Annotated in this window: 16 protein-coding genes; 11 read left to right on the top strand and 5 right to left on the bottom strand. The window is 44.0% G+C overall.

Going from position 1 to position 17,589, the window contains the following annotated elements; translation table 11 throughout:
* Positions 1–226: 226 nt before the first annotated feature.
* Together FJQ58_RS09985 and FJQ58_RS09980 are read right to left on the bottom strand one after the other, a co-directional pair.
* Entirely contained in the window at positions 227–967 is a 741-nt protein-coding gene (locus FJQ58_RS09985; RefSeq protein WP_139992863.1) for a DNA-binding response regulator, read from the bottom strand.
* 315 nt (positions 968–1,282) lie between these two features.
* Complete coding sequence (locus FJQ58_RS09980; protein WP_139992861.1) at positions 1,283–2,347, bottom strand: SepM family pheromone-processing serine protease; 1,065 nt, start codon at positions 2,345–2,347, stop codon at positions 1,283–1,285.
* Between the two features lie 149 nt (positions 2,348–2,496).
* Between FJQ58_RS09980 and FJQ58_RS09975 the strand changes: the two genes are divergently transcribed.
* From FJQ58_RS09975 to FJQ58_RS09950, 6 genes are all read left to right on the top strand, one after another.
* A complete protein-coding gene (locus FJQ58_RS09975) occupies positions 2,497–3,408 on the top strand; it encodes a Gfo/Idh/MocA family protein (RefSeq protein ID WP_139992859.1) in 912 nt (303 codons plus the stop codon).
* Between the two features lie 14 nt (positions 3,409–3,422).
* A complete protein-coding gene (locus FJQ58_RS09970; protein ID WP_238403939.1) occupies positions 3,423–4,208 on the top strand; it encodes an alpha/beta hydrolase in 786 nt (261 codons plus the stop codon).
* Between the two features lie 205 nt (positions 4,209–4,413).
* The gene (locus tag FJQ58_RS09965; protein ID WP_139992857.1) at positions 4,414–4,782 is read left to right on the top strand and encodes a GntR family transcriptional regulator; all 369 of its coding nucleotides are present in this window, start codon (positions 4,414–4,416) and stop codon (positions 4,780–4,782) included.
* Complete coding sequence (locus FJQ58_RS09960; RefSeq protein WP_139992855.1) at positions 4,779–5,660, top strand: ATP-binding cassette domain-containing protein; 882 nt, start codon at positions 4,779–4,781, stop codon at positions 5,658–5,660. Before FJQ58_RS09965 ends, FJQ58_RS09960 begins: the two co-directional genes overlap by 4 nt.
* On the top strand, positions 5,657–6,403 hold the full coding sequence (locus FJQ58_RS09955; RefSeq protein WP_139992853.1) for a hypothetical protein: 747 nt from the start codon (positions 5,657–5,659) through the stop codon (positions 6,401–6,403). Before FJQ58_RS09960 ends, FJQ58_RS09955 begins: the two co-directional genes overlap by 4 nt.
* 190 nt (positions 6,404–6,593) lie before the next feature.
* Positions 6,594–8,495: a sensor histidine kinase gene (locus tag FJQ58_RS09950; RefSeq protein WP_139992851.1), complete on the top strand. Its 1,902-nt coding sequence runs from the start codon at positions 6,594–6,596 to the stop codon at positions 8,493–8,495.
* A 39-nt stretch (positions 8,496–8,534) separates the two neighbouring features.
* On the opposite strand, the gene FJQ58_RS09945 is transcribed toward FJQ58_RS09950, so the two are convergent.
* Entirely contained in the window at positions 8,535–8,786 is a 252-nt protein-coding gene (locus FJQ58_RS09945; protein WP_420799825.1) for an NHLP leader peptide family RiPP precursor, read from the bottom strand.
* Positions 8,787–9,118: 332 nt separating this feature from the next.
* Between FJQ58_RS09945 and FJQ58_RS09940 the strand changes: the two genes are divergently transcribed.
* The gene (locus tag FJQ58_RS09940) at positions 9,119–11,020 is read left to right on the top strand and encodes an ATP-binding protein (protein WP_139992847.1); all 1,902 of its coding nucleotides are present in this window, start codon (positions 9,119–9,121) and stop codon (positions 11,018–11,020) included.
* Between the two features lie 53 nt (positions 11,021–11,073).
* Here FJQ58_RS09940 and FJQ58_RS09935 read toward each other — a convergent pair whose 3' ends face one another.
* Both FJQ58_RS09935 and FJQ58_RS09930 read right to left on the bottom strand, forming a co-directional pair.
* Positions 11,074–11,322, bottom strand: coding sequence for an NHLP leader peptide family RiPP precursor (locus FJQ58_RS09935; protein ID WP_139992845.1), 249 nt, complete (start codon positions 11,320–11,322; stop codon positions 11,074–11,076).
* Positions 11,323–11,429: 107 nt separating this feature from the next.
* Positions 11,430–12,362, bottom strand: coding sequence for a hypothetical protein (locus tag FJQ58_RS09930; RefSeq protein WP_139992843.1), 933 nt, complete (start codon positions 12,360–12,362; stop codon positions 11,430–11,432).
* Between the two features lie 374 nt (positions 12,363–12,736).
* Between FJQ58_RS09930 and FJQ58_RS09925 the strand changes: the two genes are divergently transcribed.
* The 4 genes from FJQ58_RS09925 (at position 12,737) to FJQ58_RS09910 (ending at position 17,576) form a co-directional block, all read left to right on the top strand.
* Positions 12,737–13,306 carry a C40 family peptidase gene (locus tag FJQ58_RS09925; protein ID WP_139992841.1) on the top strand — a complete coding sequence of 190 codons (570 nt, stop codon included), beginning with the start codon at positions 12,737–12,739 and terminating at the stop codon, positions 13,304–13,306.
* 79 nt (positions 13,307–13,385) lie between these two features.
* The gene (locus FJQ58_RS09920; RefSeq protein WP_139992839.1) at positions 13,386–14,483 is read left to right on the top strand and encodes a Gfo/Idh/MocA family protein; all 1,098 of its coding nucleotides are present in this window, start codon (positions 13,386–13,388) and stop codon (positions 14,481–14,483) included.
* A 305-nt stretch (positions 14,484–14,788) separates the two neighbouring features.
* On the top strand, positions 14,789–16,234 hold the full coding sequence (locus FJQ58_RS09915) for a polysaccharide deacetylase family protein (RefSeq protein ID WP_139992837.1): 1,446 nt from the start codon (positions 14,789–14,791) through the stop codon (positions 16,232–16,234).
* 28 nt (positions 16,235–16,262) lie between these two features.
* Complete coding sequence (locus FJQ58_RS09910) at positions 16,263–17,576, top strand: nucleotide sugar dehydrogenase (protein ID WP_139992835.1); 1,314 nt, start codon at positions 16,263–16,265, stop codon at positions 17,574–17,576.
* The last annotated feature ends 13 nt before the right edge of the window (positions 17,577–17,589 follow it).

The following is a 17,589-nucleotide window of genomic DNA, read 5'->3' as shown; positions in this document are numbered from 1 at the left end:
ATATTGCTTTTCATACGCTTCATTCCCCCTCATCAATATTGTACCTTATTGCATATTGATGACTCCAATCCAATTAGGGGGCTTAAGAGAAATTGCATAAATAGATCTAAAAAGTAGATCTAATTAGTTAAAGAGCTTATACTTTGCGGCACACGCACACGCACACGCACACGCACACGCACACGCACATGGCAGGGGATACAAGCAGGCAGAAAAAAAAGTTAGTTTATAGGTGCAGCCGCGAGGCTTTGGGAGTTAGCTGGTAGGTACGAATTCGTTGTTCTCCCGAGGCTTTGCGGAGCAGGCCGTGCTCAACCAGCGCCTTTAAGTATTGGAGAGTGGAGCATCGGCTGAAACGAAGCTGCTGCTCTACATCTTTCGGACGGAAGGAAGTCTCGTTGTTGCGGCGGCTTGCCCAGCGTAAAAGCTCCAGCATTTTGGTAGGCAACTGCACATCGTAAGCATCCTCACGCCCAATACCATAGAGCTTTCCAAGCAACTGCTGAATAAATTGTTGGCACTGTTTAGGGCGATCTTGCAGGTCATCGTAGGAGAAGCGTACCACAATCCAACCATCAAGGATTAACTGATTTTGGCGAAAGCGGTCATCGGAAAATTTGCGTCGTGAAGCATGCTTGTGATGCGGACCGTAGCCATCGATTTCAATGGAAATCCGGTGCGGAGGGCGAACATACGTAAAGTCTAGAAAGCGGCTTCCATCTCGATAATCATCGACTTCATACTCCGGATGCAGATGCTCAAAGCTACCAAGCACAGGCCACCACACGCGGATAGCGAACTGTTTCTCACTATGGTCATCCCTCTCAATTAACCGCCTTCTGCGCTCGCTGTCAGAGGCGCGAAGCTCCGTGTGCTTGGAAATCCACTGGGTATAGGCTGTTTCCGCAGCTTCGTTGCGGACATCCACTTTGCTTTCGAAAGATTTGGAAACTTGTTTATTTTCCATACGCTTTGTCCTCTCCCATCTAATAAAAATAAAAAAAGCACACCGTCCCATTTCGAACCCTAGTTCGAATGGACGGTGTGCTTCACCTATTGCCATTGTAATCGTTGATTTAATTGCTGTCACTACCGAGGTAGAGATACTCTTGTATAGCTATAAGCTCCTTACTCATCTAACTGCTTCAAATAGCTTAAAAAAAGCACACCGTCCCATTTCGAACCCTAGTTCGAATGGACGGTGTGCTTCACCTACTGCCATTGTAATCGTAGTCTTAGCCGCTGTCACCACCAAAGTACCCGCTCATAACTATGAAGCTGCTTACTCGTCTAACTGCTTCAAGTAGCTTAACGCCTCATCGAGAGTGCGGACAGGCACAATCGTAACGTCGTTAAAGCCCCTTTGACGCGCTTCTTCCTTCACTGCTTTTTCGTTGGTGTCACTATTTTTTACATCTGCGGGGCAAAAGAAAATATCAACTCCTGCGCGCGCAGCCGCAATGATTTTGTCCTCGATGCCGCCGATCTGTCCAATATTGCCTTGCGTGTCTATCGTACCGGTGCCAGCGATGAATTTTCCGTGTGTGAGCTCACCGTCGGTCAACTGATCAATGATTTCAAGCGAAAACATTAAACCAGCCGAAGGCCCGCCGATAGCCGAATCCGCGTATTGTATCGTTACGGGCGTATCAAGCGTATACTGGTCTTCGCTTACGATGCCGATACGGGCGATACTGCCAGCTTTCGAATCGGAAGCGGTTACGGCTGCCTCGTAGAGTTCTACTTGCAAATTGATTTCTTCCTTATTGCGCAGAACGACCAGTTCGAACGGATCGCCAGCTTTTTTGTTTTCCACTAGGACGCTGGCCAGCTCATTTATATTTGTAACAGGCATTCCTTCTGCCTCAATGATGACATCACCTGGGAAAAGTACGCCTATAGCCTTGGATTCTGGATATAGCGCTTGTACGAATACGCCAGTATAGGTAAGCGCTACAGGCTTGCCAGTTGCGGCGAGGGCAGCAGCGACAGCGTTGTTTTGCGATGTAGTCATCATGTGGTTAAGCAAAGCCCCGTATTGTTCATCGGTTAATGTGCCGCGCACTTTCTCGGCGTGTTTAATCTCGGAGTCCTTTGCGAGCAGTCCGTACAGAAGAATAAGCGCATTATTTGCCTTTGAGCTCAAAACAGTCGTAAGATTAAAGCTGCCCTGCCTCGAAGGCTGGCCGCCTTGAACCTGAACTAGGGCATTCAGATTTTCGATAGTACCCGGCTGGTAAATATAATATGGCAGAGGTATGGAAGTAAGTAAGGCTAATAAAAGGATGACAGATAGCAGCGTGATCAGTCTTTTTCTACTACTGGCATGTATGCCTTGGAGCGTCATGAAGATCCTCTTTCTGTCTACGGACGATTTAGTATAAAATCATTTTAACAGAAGAAGCGGGCTTGTGAGTAAGAAAATGGAAATGTTAGTGCCGCAAAATTTATTCGACAGGCTATAGGCTTACTTGAAGCTAAAAAGAGGTGTAGCAAATGAACAAACCGCAGATTGGGGTAGTCGGGTTAGGAGGCATTGCACAAAAGGCATACTTGCCTCTGTTGTCGCAAGCTTCGGAATGGAAGCTCGTTGGAGCTTATTCCCCGAATGCTCAGAAACGTGAACGTATTTGCGAGACGTACCGAATAGATCCGATTAGCAGCCTGACTGAGCTCGCAGCGCGATGCGATGCCGTATTCGTCCATAGCACGACAGCGAGCCATTACGAGGTAGTATCAGAGCTGCTTCAGCTAGGGAAGGATGTATACGTGGACAAGCCGCTTGCCGAAACTTTGGAGCAGGCAGAACAGCTGGCAGAGCTCAGTACGAGACTGGGGAGAAAGCTCATGGTCGGCTTTAATCGCCGTTTTTGTCCACTCTATGTAGAGGCGAAACAGCGGATCGAACACCCAGCTTGGATTCGGATGGAGAAGCATCGTTCGAATGCTATCGGCCCGGAGACTGTAAGGGCTACGATGCTTGACGATTATTTGCATGTGGTCGATACGGTTCGCTGGTTGTCCGAAGGATCGGCAGCCGTTGTGCATGGGACTGTCCAAGTAAATGAACAGCTGGAGATGCTGTATGCTCAGCATCACTATGACAGCGGAACGGGTTTCATGCTTTCCTCTGCTATGCACCGCCAGGCTGGAACAAGCTTGGAGCAGCTTGAAATCGTAGGGAGTGGCCAAGTGCTTCGTGTCAAAAACATGAATGTGCTGGAGCTTGAAGAAAAGGATGTTTTGTCAACGGTTGTACCCCCCGCCTGGCAGACTATTTTGAAGCAGCGGGGCTTCGAGGATGCGGTGCAGCATTTTATGCAATGTATTTTGCAGGATAAGAAGCCTATCGTTGATGCAGGGGAAGCGCTAAAATCACAGCAGTTGCTAATGAGCATGTTGGAATAAAAGGAGTGCATGAAATGAGTCAGCAGTCAAAGTCTTTGGCAAAGCCGAAACGAGGGCGCGCCAAAAAAGTATGGATATTGTGTTTGGGCATTTTCCTCGCTCTAGTATTGAGCCTGATCATCATCTATCAGGTTATGGTTTATGCGCCATCACCTGAAGCTAAGGCAGCAATGAAAAGCGACGATAAGGTGTCAGTAAGCATCGGACAGGCAGGTTACCGCTTCGAGCCGGTCGGCGAAACCGAGGAGCCTAATGTTATTTTCTACCCTGGCGGGTTGGTTGATCCGAAGAGCTATGCTCCGTTTGCGCGCAAGCTTGCAGAGGAAGGCCACCGCGTTTATGTGGCAAGCATGCCGCTTAACCTTGCTTTCATGGGGCAAAACAAAGCGGACGACTTTATCACTGAGCACCCGGAACAAAGCTACATTATCGGTGGTCATTCTCTTGGCGGAGTATTCGCTTCCCGATATGCAGCGGAGCATGCCGAGCAGCTTAGCGGCGTTTTCTTCTTAGCGGCTTACGCGGATGAGGCCGGCAGCCTGGTGAATACGAACCTTGCTGCACTTCAATTGACAGCGTCTATGGATGGGGTTTTAAATAGCGAAGCATGGGAAAATGGGAAAAAGTTTATGCCAGCCGAGACAGAGTATGTCACGATCGAAGGCGGAAATCATGGGCAGTTTGGCTCTTACGGCCCACAAAAGGGCGACCAGCAGGCCAGTATCAAGCCGCAGGAGCAGCTGGATCAGGTGAGTAAGGATTTGCTTACATGGATGAAAAAACTTCAAGCCGAACAATAACCTCAAACGTTCCAATAAATTTAATATAGTTCAAATTGTTAGAAGCTGCCTCAAAAGGTCCATGACCAGAGGCGGCTTTTTTGCTGTGCAGGCTAAGAACAGAAGTATGCACTCGGACAGCTCTTGAGCAAATAGGCTTGACAAGAATTAGTTGCGGTTGTATGGTTAGTTACATAAGTAATGAACCGAACAAGGTGGTGAGCAAGTGTTTGATGACCGAAGTCCCATATACCAGCAAATTGCTGACAAAATTAAAGACGATATCGTAAGCGGTGTTTTGCAAGAAGATGAGCAGGTCATGTCGACGAATCAATATGCTGCGTTTTACCGAATAAACCCGGCTACTGCAGCCAAAGGTTTTCATTTATTGACCGAGGAAGGCATTTTGTATAAGAAAAGGGGAATCGGCATGTTTGTGAGCGGTGAAGCAAGGCAAACGTTGCTTGCGCAGCGGAGGGATCGTTTTTTCGAAGAGGTAGTGGATCAGATGCTGGAGGAAGCTGTGAAAATCGGCGTGCCGGTAACGGATATCATTGGCCATATTGAACAAGGAAAAAGGAGGGATGGGGAATGACGCTTAGCATTGAGGTAAAGCAATTGCAGCTGAAGTATGGCTCCTTTACCGCACTTCATGATGTTAGCTTTCAATTAGAAGGAGGCAAAATTTATGGACTGCTCGGGAGAAACGGGTCGGGAAAAACAAGCCTGCTGTCCATATTGGCGTCATACCGCGAGCAATCCAAAGGCAGCGTAGCGATTGGCGGTGAGGCGCCTTTTGAGAATGCGGGCATTATGGAGCAGGTTTGCTTTATACAGGAAAGCGGCTATATGAACGATGCTTCACGAGTAAAAGATGTGCTGAAGCTCGCGGCAAGCTGCTGGCCAAATTGGGATGCCGACTATGCTTCACGACTCATTAAGCACTATGAGCTGCCGCTGAAAAAAAAGGTAACCTCCTTATCCCGCGGAATGAAGTCTGCGCTTGGCGTAACGCTAGGGCTTGCAAGCAGGGCTCCCATTACGATCTTCGACGAGGCTTATCTGGGTATGGATGCTCCTTCCCGTTACTCGTTCTATGAAGAGCTTCTCAATGATTATATGGAAACTCCTCGAACCTTCCTTTTATCCACCCATTTGATTGAGGAGGTAGGCACATTATTCGAGGAAGTGCTTATCTTGGACCAAGGGAGGCTCATTCTCCATGAGGAAACGGAGACGCTTCGTGCCCGCGGAGCCGCTATTACGGGATCAAGCGAAAGCGTGGACCGTTTTGTCGAAGGCTTGACGGTGCTTGGGGAGCAGAAGCTCGGCAAAACAAAATCTGTTACCGTATATGGAGAGCTAACCGATGAGATGCGTAAGCGAGCACAAGCGGAAGGGCTGGAGCTTGGGCCGGTATCGCTGCAGGATCTGTTCGTGCACATGACGAAGAAACGGGGGGATGGGCAATGAGCGGCAAAAGAAAGCACCCGGTGTTAAACGTAACCGACCATGTAATGTACAGTTACCGCTGGACGATTATCGGTTATTGGATTGTTTTCCTCATGATCTATATCGGTATTGGAATATTGCTTAATTCCAACATGATTATGGATGAAGACATCGATAAAGTTGGCGTTTGGGAAGGGGCATCTGTTTCTCCGAAAATCTTTCTGTTAGTCATTGGCATTTTAATGACCCCGATGTCACTTGCCAGCTTTGTATCCAATGGGATAACAAGGCGACATTTTGTCCTTGGTGTTAGCGTAAGCATCGCAGCCTTCTCCGCCATATTCGGTGTCATTATGACTGCAGGCTATCCGGTTGAACAGCTGATTTATGAACAAAACAATTGGCCGCTTGAGCTGCGCAATCCGCATTTATTTACATCAACCTCTCAGGTAGGCTGGATCTTTTTTGAATACTTCTGCTTATTCTTTACTTATTTCGGCAGCGGCTGGCTCATTGGCACTGGGTTTTACCGCTTCGATTGGCGAATCGGCGTACTGATTACGCTTGTTGCATTGCTGCCGTCATTCGCTATGGAGGTCCTATTATCCTCGGACTGGATGGGCAGTTTGATGCAGTCGGTATTAGAAGTTCAGCGAACTCCACTTGCTGCTCTCGTCTTGCTAGCCTTGCTTATATTGGGGCTAATCATCCTTATGAACTATATGATGCTGCGGCGCGTAGCGATTAAGAAAAAAACATTTTAGCTTGTAAAATGCAAGGCTGCCTCTGAGGATCGCGACGATCGTTGGGGGCGGTCTTTTTCATTATTTTAGGTAATAATATATAATTGGATTTTTTTTCGGAAACAGAGGGGGCTTAGAAGGAGCTTTATCGAAGATTGTCGAAATATAGTAGAAAAGAAAGATTTGTATATTTGACACTCTGAGGTGCAGAATGAATTTTCTTCAAAAAATTGTAATCGTATTCATATTTTTGTTGATTTCGGTTACTCCTAATTTTGTTGCGCAATCCTATGCGTTATCAGCTGCAGCAACCACGGCCATTACAGAGTGGGAAATGATTTGGGAAGAGGATCCTTACCAAGCTGCCCAAAATGGAGCCCCGTCCGTAGACGCAGCCCAGTGGCAATCTTTTTCCTTCGAAGATTCATTGCCTGAGAAGCCAACAAATATTCAATCAGCTTGGCTGCGGTTTCAACTTCCTGATTATGATTTTGCTAGGCCATCTTTGATGATCAGCAAGCTTACGGCTAAAGATGTTTCTATTTTTATTAATAATAAGCTCATATACAAGTCGGAACGAAACTATCCTTACAATAAAAATGAAATTTTGCTTTCTGTAAGCGAAAATGAAGCTAATCAGATGGTATATATTCTTTTACATACGGACTCGGATTGGTTGGGTTTGAAAAAACCTATTATTTTAGGTGAAGATCAAGCTTTAAGCAAAATGTTTATGAAAAAAGATATGCTGGATGTTGTTATTGGGGGAACATTGCTGCTCATCTCTCTCGGCATGTTTTTATGTTTTATGTTTCTGAACAGATCCTATTTGGCGGGATTGAGTTCGCTAGGTGCTGTTATTTTTTGTATTGCATTAATGATTCTTTCGCTTTCAACCTATTTGCATACGGCATACAGAGATTATGGGCAAGTGATTTACTATATGTTTGATATAGGCTCAAATTTATTAATGCCTTCATTATTTATATTTTTTGAAAAAATATTCGGTAGAGGCCCTTATGGACTGATTACGCGTTTTAGAAAGCTTCAAGTGGTCGTGTCTGCTGTATCTATTTTATGGTTATTTGCATCGTTTATTTCAAGTGAAATTAAGAGCTCTTATATATTAGTGACAACAATCTCCTTTGGCGGAACTGTCGTTATTGGCAATATACTGCTATTTGTTTGTTTAATTAGATTTTGTCTGCAAAAAAATAAAGAAGCTATCATTATCACTACGGGATTTGGTTTTTTTGCGTTAATCGGGGTATTAGAAATCGTTTGGTATTTTATTAAAAATATGAACTATGACTTGTTTTTTTGGAAATTTGGCATTTTCAGCTTTATTGCAGCGCTAGTTATTATTTTAGCTCGAAGAATATTGCAAAATTACGAGCAAGTAGTGAGCTACTCGAAACAGCTAGAAGTATTTAATAACGAGCTGCAACGCTCGGAGAAAATGGAAATAATCAGTCAGCTTGCCGCTTCCGTTGCTCATGAAGTGCGAAACCCGTTGCAAGTGACCAGAGGATTTCTTCAACTCCTTCGCGAAACTTCAATAAATAATAAGGAAAAAGGATTTATGGTGCTGGCCATTGATGAGCTAGACCGAGCATCGGATATTATTACTGATTTTTTAACGTTTGCCAAACCTCAGATTGAGCAAACGACGATCTTAAATGTGAGTGAGGAATTAAGGAAAATTGAAGGCATGTTAATCCCGTTAGCCAATATGCAGGGCGGGGTCCTAAAAGTAGATACGGCTGCGGATCTATATGTGCATGGAAATTCTTCCAAGTTAACGCAAGCTCTTATTAATATCATTAAAAATAGCATCGAAGCTATCGATACTGGCGGGTCAATTTCAATTCGTGCGTATTTAGATGACTCCAATCATGTCATTATCAACATCAGGGATAATGGCGAAGGGATGGATGAATACGATTTGAAAAGGCTGGGGGAGCCGTATTATTCGAAAAAAACAAAAGGAACGGGCCTAGGACTAATGGTGACATTCCGTATCATTGAAGTCATGCAGGGCAGGGTTGAGTTTTTTAGTACAAAGGGAATAGGGACAGAGGCCGTCATTCAAATTCCATCGGCAAAAAAATAGCGCGGGCTGCTTATCATAAGCAGTCATGCGCCTTTTTTTTTATTGCCATGCGGCTCCTTCTGCTGTAGTTATGGTTTGAGCAGATTTTGGATTTTGTGGGATAACGAGATAATAGTGACCTGCCGTTTCTTCTAAGGCCTCTAATTCAATAGAATCAGGGATTTCAATGCCAAAGGCTTCTTTTAAAGCGGCTTTTGGATGCTCAATAAGCTGTTTTTTGAATGTTGAATCTTCCCAAGCTTTTTGAATGATTTGCTCCTGTAATATCTCATAAGTAGACAACGCGATCACCCTTTCAAATATGTATAAGATTGCCATTTCAAGTGTAGCACGTGCGTTCGACAAAATCTATATTTAAAACAATATTTCGACAAAAAATAGTTACTATTGTACCTTTTAAAAAAAGTGAATAGAATAAAACTAGTTTTAAATACCCTGTTATTTATTAGGAGGTATATATATCTAAAGTCGCTGATTAGAAGATTTACTCATAAATTTGTTGGGAATTATATTGTTTACAATTTTTTTTGGAATTAGTGATTATGAAGAAGGAGCTAAATCGAAGATTGTCGAAATATAGTACCATATAACCGTTTGCATTTTTTACAATAAGAGGTGTCCAAATGAAGGTTTTACATAAAACTGTAATAAGTATTTTTTTTATTGTTTTTCTCTATAATTTGTTTTATATAGACTCTTCCGCAGCGTTGTCAGGGTCTTCTTCTGTTGAAATAACAAATTGGGAAATTATGTGGGATCAAGTTGGGGATCTTACAGTTCAGGATGTTCCGACTAGTGAAAACGAATGGATTGAAATTAATTACGTAGATAAATATCCAGTACATCCTTCAGGTGTTCATACCGTTTGGATCAAATTTGACTTGCCAGAGCTAACCTGGTCTGTTCCTGTTCTATCTATTAATAAGCTGTATGCATCGAAGGTGAAGATATATATTAATCAACAAAACGTTTTTGAGTCGAATAGAGATTACTCCTATGATAAAAATCAATTTTTACTCCCTTTGGATCGGAGTGCTTCTGGACAAACAGTTTATATAAAGTTAGAAACCTCTACGGAGAGGATTGGCTTACAAGATAAAATTATTATCGGAGAATACCAAGTCATTGCAAAAGAGTATATGAAAAAAGACTTATTTGATCTTATTTTAGGAGCAGCATTGTTTTTTATATCCATTTCAATGTTAGTTAGTATGTTGTTTTTAAATCGGACTTTCATACAAGGATGGAGTTCGCTAGGCACTGTTATTATGTCGGTTGGTTTAATGATATTGACTTATTCACCTTTTTTACATACAAATTATAGCCAATACGGACGAGTAAGTTACTATTTATTTGATGTTGCTTCTACACTCCTAATGCCATCTTTATTCTTTTTTATTGAGAAAATATTTGGGAGAGGGCCATATAGCTTAATCACTCGTTTTAGAAAAATTCAGGTAGTAATAGCGATAATAAGTATTTTTTGGCTAATTCTCAGTTTCAAATGGGATAGTGTATATGAGATGTATTCTTATGCTGCTGTGTTTTCATTTGCAGGTTCGGTTATTATCGGGAATCTGTTATTTATATGTTCTTTAATTGTTTTTTGTCAAAAAGGAAATAAAGATGCCATTATCATGTCAGCAGGCCTATCGATTTTTGCTGGAATCGGTGGGGCGGAATTAATTTGGTTTTATGCGAGTGGGACATTGCACATTATGTTTTATTGGAAATTTGGGATCCTTGGATTTCTAATTTCTCTGGTCGTAATCTTAGCTAGACGCATTTCTCGCAATTATGAGCAGGTTGTTGAATATTCAAAACAGTTAGAAGTTTTCAATAATGATCTTCAGCGCTCTGAGAAGATGGAAGTGATTAGCCAACTTGCTGCATCTGTTGCTCACGAGGTTAGGAATCCACTTCAGGTTACACGTGGGTTCTTACAATTACTTGGAGCGAAAACAAATAACAGTAAAGACAAAAGCTATATGGTACTTGCGATTGATGAGCTTGACCGTGCATCTGAAATTATAACTGACTTTCTGACTTTTGCTAAGCCGCAGCCTGAGACTACTACAGTATTAAACATAAAGGAAGAATTACATCAAATTGAAGGCATACTTGTACCTCTGGCTACGATGCAAGGAGGCATATTGAATGTTGAGATGAGTAAAGATTTATATGTTCGCGGTAATTCTACTAAATTAAAGCAAGCTCTTATTAATATTATTAAAAATAGTATTGAGGCTTTAGGAGAAGACGGAGTAATTGATATTAAAGCGTATGAGGATCCAGATGAAGGTCAGATTCTTGTTTCTATTAGAGACAATGGTGAAGGGATGCACGAAGAAGACTTGAAAAGATTAGGAGAGCCATATTACTCAAAGAAAAGTAAGGGTACAGGTCTAGGGCTAATGGTCACTTTCCGGATAATAGAAGTAATGCAAGGTAAGATTGTTTTTAAAAGCAAGAAAGATATCGGCACAGAGGTTGTTATTTATTTACCTTCGGTGGCACAAAAATAGCGTTTATGTCTCATATTACAAAGGCATAAACGCTGTGAATGATTTTAATTTGATTACCACATTGGAACTTCTACGCCGTCTCCGTCTTTAACTTCAGCCGGATTTTGCGGAAGTACCAAATAAAATTTATTAGCAGACTCTTCTACCACTTCTACTTCGATGTTGTCAGGTACGTCAACGCCAAAAGCCTCTTTAACGGCTGCTTTCGGATTAGCTAGAAGCTGCTTTTTGAATTCTGCATCTTCCCAGGCTTTTTGAATAATTTGATCCTTTAATGTTTGAGCTGCGGACACAGTGATCATTCCTTCCGAATATGTATATGTTTACCATACCCAGTGTAGCATGTCCGATCGACAATTTCTATATCGATTTTCTATATTTCGACAAAAAATAGATTCTTATGTCCCTTTTAAATAGACTGTTTAGATAAAAAGTAGTTAAATCCTCCTTTTAAAAGCAATTGTTTATTTGTATCTATCGTCTCACTCACATGGTTCAAATGATTCAATATATAACCATGAAAGTCTATTAATTCACTAGCCCCAGCTTCCAGAGCGATCAGTTTCTTATGATTATCGATGGCGAGCTGGACATAGCCGTTCATGCAGCCTCGAATGAAAATGGCGTTTTCCGCATCTTTTTCGGTCAACGCTGTGCCTGCAGGCCGTTCAGCCGCAATCATAGCCAGTAAGCCGTTATAGCTGCCCTCCGCCAAATCTTCTTTCCAGTCTGCGTAGTCGTCGGACATCTGAAGCGTCATTAAGACAATGTCGATGGCATTCTCCAGCTTTTCAATCAGATCCACGCGTCCCGTCAGTAGGAGAGCGCCTGTGCTGGCGATTTTAACAGGGCCGGCTTTGCCGGCTGTACGAATTGGTGAGTTTATGAAGTAATCCTGGCGATCCTCGTTAGTTACGCTGTCGGACCATGTCGTGACATACTGATGGTAATAGGTCCAAAAAGGCGAATCCGAGGGAAACAGTCCGCGAAATACGCGAAACATCTCAAGCATAAGCAGATTGCCAAGCGCGAGCTGCTCTTTCCAATGGGAAGCAGGAGCATGATCCATCAGGTCATCCTGAATAAAAAAATATAGCATTCCATATACATTAGCGAGTGTAAGCTGCTCGCACTCAGATTCGCTAATTCCGCTTGGCTCCTTCACCCAGAAGGGGAGCAGGCTGCAAATATAATCTTTGCCGCTTTCATGCTTGACCGGATTGAATTTGTCTGCAAAAGCTAGGCCGATACGGTTGAGCGGTTCCGGAAATAAGGTGATGCGGGCCTCTGCCTGCCTGTATACTTGCTCCAGCGCTTCTGTATAACGGGTATACCATTCCATTGTCTTTCCCTCCGCTGCCGTTAGAAATGATGGCTTTACCAATACTAAAATGCGATTCCATGCATATAAATAGGTTAGGAAAGGTGTCCATCTTTCCCTACTATATCATTATAGAAACAAGAAAATGTTAACATTTTTTTAAGCATGAGGGAGAAAAGGGCTAACTACTTATTGAGTAAAATAAGAAAATCCAGTAAAATGGAGACAGGTTATGAAAATAGGAAAGTTTCATAGACAGTCCTCTGTCAGACTATGCTTGCAAAACTGGACTAAGGTCGGGGATCAGCCTATTACCTGAGCAGGTTTAGAATTTAGTTCTCCTGCATTAAAGTTAATACCTAGATGAAAGTTCTTTAATGTGGAGGTAGTAAGGCATGAATAGAGACATGGAAATTTATGTGCTCCTGACGAATACGGGGACATTATTTTCAAAGACGATCAGATGGTATACGAAGAATATGCTAAACCATGCTTCTATAGCATTTGACAGCGATCTGAATGAGGTTTATAGCTTTGGCAGGAAAAATCCTAGCAATCCTTTTTTTGCGGGTTTTGTGAAAGAGGATGTGCGCGGCGAGTTTTTCGAGCATTCCACGTGTGCCTTATACCGCTGCACAATCAGCCACTGCGCTTATATTAACATTAGAAATCAAATTCATTACATGGAAAAGAACAGGGATCAATATAAATACAATTTGCTGGGCATGCTCGGCATTATGCTAAATATCGAGATGAAGCGGGAATACGCATACTTCTGCTCGCAATTTGTGGCATCGGTCTTCGAGGAAAGCGGCGTGAGCTTAGTCAACAAGCCATCGCTCTTTGTTACCCCGGCTGATTTAGAGAATACCACTTTGCTTGAGTTAGTATACCACGGCAAGCTTCATGCCTATACAGGCGTCCAAGAGGAAATTAAAGCGACCGGTACTTTCCGGACAGCATAAAGAAGATCTCTGTTGAGGGGGATCTTTTTCTTTTTTTGTTTGGTACTATATACCCTAAATAACAGGAGGCGAAACTTAAATGTCAATCATAAACTTCGGTATCGTCGGCGGAGGCTGGCGGGCAGAGTTTTACATACGAATTGCGAAGGCGCTTCCCGAACGTTTTCGTATCCACTCGATGCTGGTGCGTGATGAAGGCAAGGGACAGGCGATCGAAAAAAAATGGGGCATTCGCACGGTCCGAACCATGCAGGAATTTACGGCAGAGGCTGCCAGCCTCAGCTTTGCCGTTGTTTCCGTGCCTCGCACGGTTGCCCCTCAAATGATTCGAGAACTAGCAGAGAAGCATATCCCTGTTCTTGCTGAGACACCTCCGGCTACTGATCTTGCAGCACTTACGGAGCTGTATCTTTCGCTGCCGCGTGATGCAAAGGTGCAGGTTGCGGAGCAATATTTGTTCCAACCGATGCATGCAGCCCGGATTCAAATGGCCCGCTCCGGCAAGCTGGGCGAGGTGACGCATGCGCAGGTTTCGGCTGCCCATGATTACCATGGGATTAGTCTGATCAGGCAGCTGCTAGGCGTAGGTTTTGAGCCTGCTGCCATTAGCGGACAGCAGTTTGAATCTACGATTATGCAAGGGCCAAGCAGGCAAGGGGATCCCCACGAGGAGAGAATCGTTCAGTCTGTACAGCGGATCGCTACATTCCGCTTCGGGGACAAGCTGGCTGTCTATGACTTTACAGGCGATCAATATTTCTCATGGATTCGGCGCAGCAGAATGCTCGTAAGAGGCAGTAAGGGAGAGCTGGTGGATTGTGAGGTCAGCTATTTAAAAGATTATGCGACACCCGTTCATACCGAGCTGCGACGCGTCGACACCGGTCATCATGGAAATCTGGAAGGCTACTATCATCGCGGTGTGATGGCAGAGGGAGAATGGCTTTACCAAAATCCCGCAGCGCCAGCTAGGCTAAGCGATGATGAAATTGCAATTGCCACTTGTTTGCTAAAAATGGGAGATTACGCATCCGGCAGCGGCTCATCATTCTACAGTTTGGCTGATGCTTCGCAGGATCATTATTTGGCGTTGTTAATGGGGACGGCGGTTGAAACAGGACAAACGGTGCATACGGAAAAACAAGCTTGGAGCGAAGACAAGGAAAGGTTCAATTAGCATACAAATTTGGTACCAATTTCATAAGGGAGTTTTAGCAGCCTTGTGATAAAATAATGCTATTAAAAAGACTCTACTCCTTTTTAAGGAGTAGAGTCTTTTTTTTTACATTTTTATGTCGAATGTTCAGAGATTGTATAGAATATTGTAGTATGATGTAATTTTGAGGGTATATAAATAGATAGACGTCATTCACAAGAAAAAGCAGCCTTATATTTCTACTAGAAACGGATATCATCTTCTTGCAGCGGATGGACAAGCCGGTTCTTTTGTAGGAAGGAATGCGAGTATAAAGGAGTACACAAATGCCAACCGAAGCCTTTGCAAACAATAGAAAGAAAATCATGATGCTCCTTTTGCTTCTTCTCTCTTTTTCTATGCTTGCTGGATGCAGCGGCAATTCGAATGATCCAAGCGCGACCAACGGCAGTGAAACAAGTGAGCCCATAACCCCTTACACGGGTGAGAAGAGCAAAGCGATTCCCTTTGTATACACGACAAGCCGAGAGTTATCACTTACCTTTAACGGGATGGGCGATGAGGTCTTGATGGGCAAGCTGCTGGATGAGCTGGATCAATACGGGATTAAAGCGACGTTTTTTCTGCCGGGGATGAGAGTCGCGGAGGAGCCTAATATCGCCAAGGAAATTTTGGATAGAGGGCATGAAATTGAAAACAACACGCTGAACAGGCTGGAATTGACCAATTTAAACTATGAGCAGGTCTATAAAGAAATCCATGTCAGCAACGATGTGATTAAGCAAGAGGTTGGCGTAACGCCTAAGTATATGAGAACGAGATCGGGCGATTACAATGATACAGTTCGGTTAGCGGCCGCTCATAGCGGGCTCTCGGCTGTCGTCACTTACAGCCTTAATTTGCATGAATGGCAAAGCGAAACGGAGAAGGAAAAGGCCGATTATGTGAAAAAATATGTTACCCGAGGCGGGATTATTGCCTTGGATACGGAATTGGATGCGCATGTGCTAGAATCGATTCCTTTGATCGCAGCAGCTGCGGCAGATGTGGGCTATAAGCTGGTACCGCTGGAGCAGCTTGTTGCCAGTGGGCACGACCGAAAGCCATTAGAGGAAATTCCGGGTTATGATGCGGCCAAAATGAACTTGAATTATAAAGATTCAGATTATGAGCTCATATACAACTGGGAAAATAACGAAAAGATCGTATCGCTGACGTTTGACGACTGGGGAACGGATTATACCGTGACGAAGCTTTTGGATATTTTGGATAAAGAAAAGGTTAAAGCGACCTTCTTCCTGCGAGCAAACGGAGTGGAGAAAAATCCGAATTTGGCGAAGTCCATCGCGGAAGCGGGACATGATATTGCCAATCATACGTACAGCCATCCCGTCATAACGAAGGTGACGCCAGAGGAGCTGCAGGATGAGATCGTGAAGGCACACAAGATCATTACGGAAGCGATTCAGCAGAAACCGGTGATGCTCTTCAGACCGCCTACGGGCGAAATCGACGATGAGCGTGCCCGCATTGTTGCGGCTACTGGCTATAAGTCGATAGCGATGTACGATGTCACGGTCTTTGACTGGAACTCTGCGAATGATGCTGACCACATCGTCAACGGGATCATGGAGCAAACGGTTAACGGCAGCGTTATTTTGCTTCACATGCTTGATGATATTCATACGATTGAAGCTTTGCCTGTTGCCATTGAGAAGTTGAAAAGCAAAGGTTACAAGTTTGTTCCGATGTCGCAAATGAAAATTAAATAACATTTTCTTACAGTCTGGGGATAGGCATATGACATTATACGAGGAAATCGTTAACAGGCAGAAGAAAATAGCTGTCATTGGACTAGGATATGTTGGGTTGCCGATTGCGGTAGCCTTTGCTAGAAAAACAGAGGTTATCGGCTTCGACGTTAGCCAATCGAAAATCGAGGCTTACCGGAGCGGAATCGATGCCACGGGTGATGTGGGCAATGACGTGCTAAAGGCGACTACAGCCTACTTCACATCGGATGAGCGTAAGCTCGGCGAAGCTTCCTTCTACATCGTCGCGGTGCCGACGCCTGTTCAAGGCGGCAATGTTCCTGATTTGAAATATTTGCAAGGCGCGAGCCAAACGGTAGGCAGGAACCTTGCCAAGGGTTCCATTGTCGTATTTGAGTCCACGGTTTATCCGGGCGTAACCGAAGAGATCTGCGTTCCTATTTTGGAGGCGGAGTCAGGTCTGACCTGCGGGGTGGACTTCAAGATCGGCTATTCGCCTGAGCGGATTAATCCGGGGGATAAGGTACATCGCTTGGAAAACATCACGAAGATTGTTTCCGGCATGGATGAAGAAACGCTTGATATCGTAGCAAGGACGTACGGTCTTATTATTGAAGCCGGCGTATACCGAGCGGAGAGCATCAAGGTGGCTGAAGCCGCCAAGGTCATCGAGAACGCCCAGCGTGACATCAATATTGCATTTATGAACGAATTATCAATGCTCTTTAATAATATGGGGATTAATACGAAGGCTGTTCTGCAAGCGGCTGGCACCAAGTGGAATTTCCTTCCGTTCACCCCGGGGCTGGTAGGTGGCCATTGCATCGGCATAGATCCCTATTATCTTACTTATAAAGCAGAGGACACCGGCTATCATTCCAAAATCATTTTGGCCGGACGCCATATTAATGACGGCATGGGCAAATATGTGGCTCAGCAAATTATAAAGAAGCTCGTGAAGCAGAAGGAAAATATCAATACGGCTAAGATCGGGTTCCTCGGCCTGTCGTATAAGGAGAATAGCACGGATATCCGCAACACGAAGGTTACGGATATTATCCATGAGCTTGAGGAGTATGGCATGACGACTTTGGTAGCTGATCCCAATGTAGATAAACATCAGGTGCATGCGGAATATGGCATTGAGTTGACGGAGCTGGACGATCTTCAAGGGTTGAATGTGGTCGTCGTTGCCGTTCCCCATAGCCAGTTTGCACAGATGGACGTCAAGGACTTTGACAAGCTGTTCGACACGGGCCGAAGAAAGCTGATCATCGATATTAAAGGGATGTACGATAAACGGGAGTTTGAGCGGAACGGCTATGATTATTGGAGTCTGTAAGCGCCAGATGGGA

This window comes from Paenibacillus paridis, from assembly GCF_006345825.1.
GTDB lineage: Bacteria > Bacillota > Bacilli > Paenibacillales > Paenibacillaceae > Pristimantibacillus > Pristimantibacillus paridis.
The sequence above is the reverse complement of the archived record's forward strand: the minus strand, read 5'-3'. Positions and strand labels throughout refer to the sequence as shown.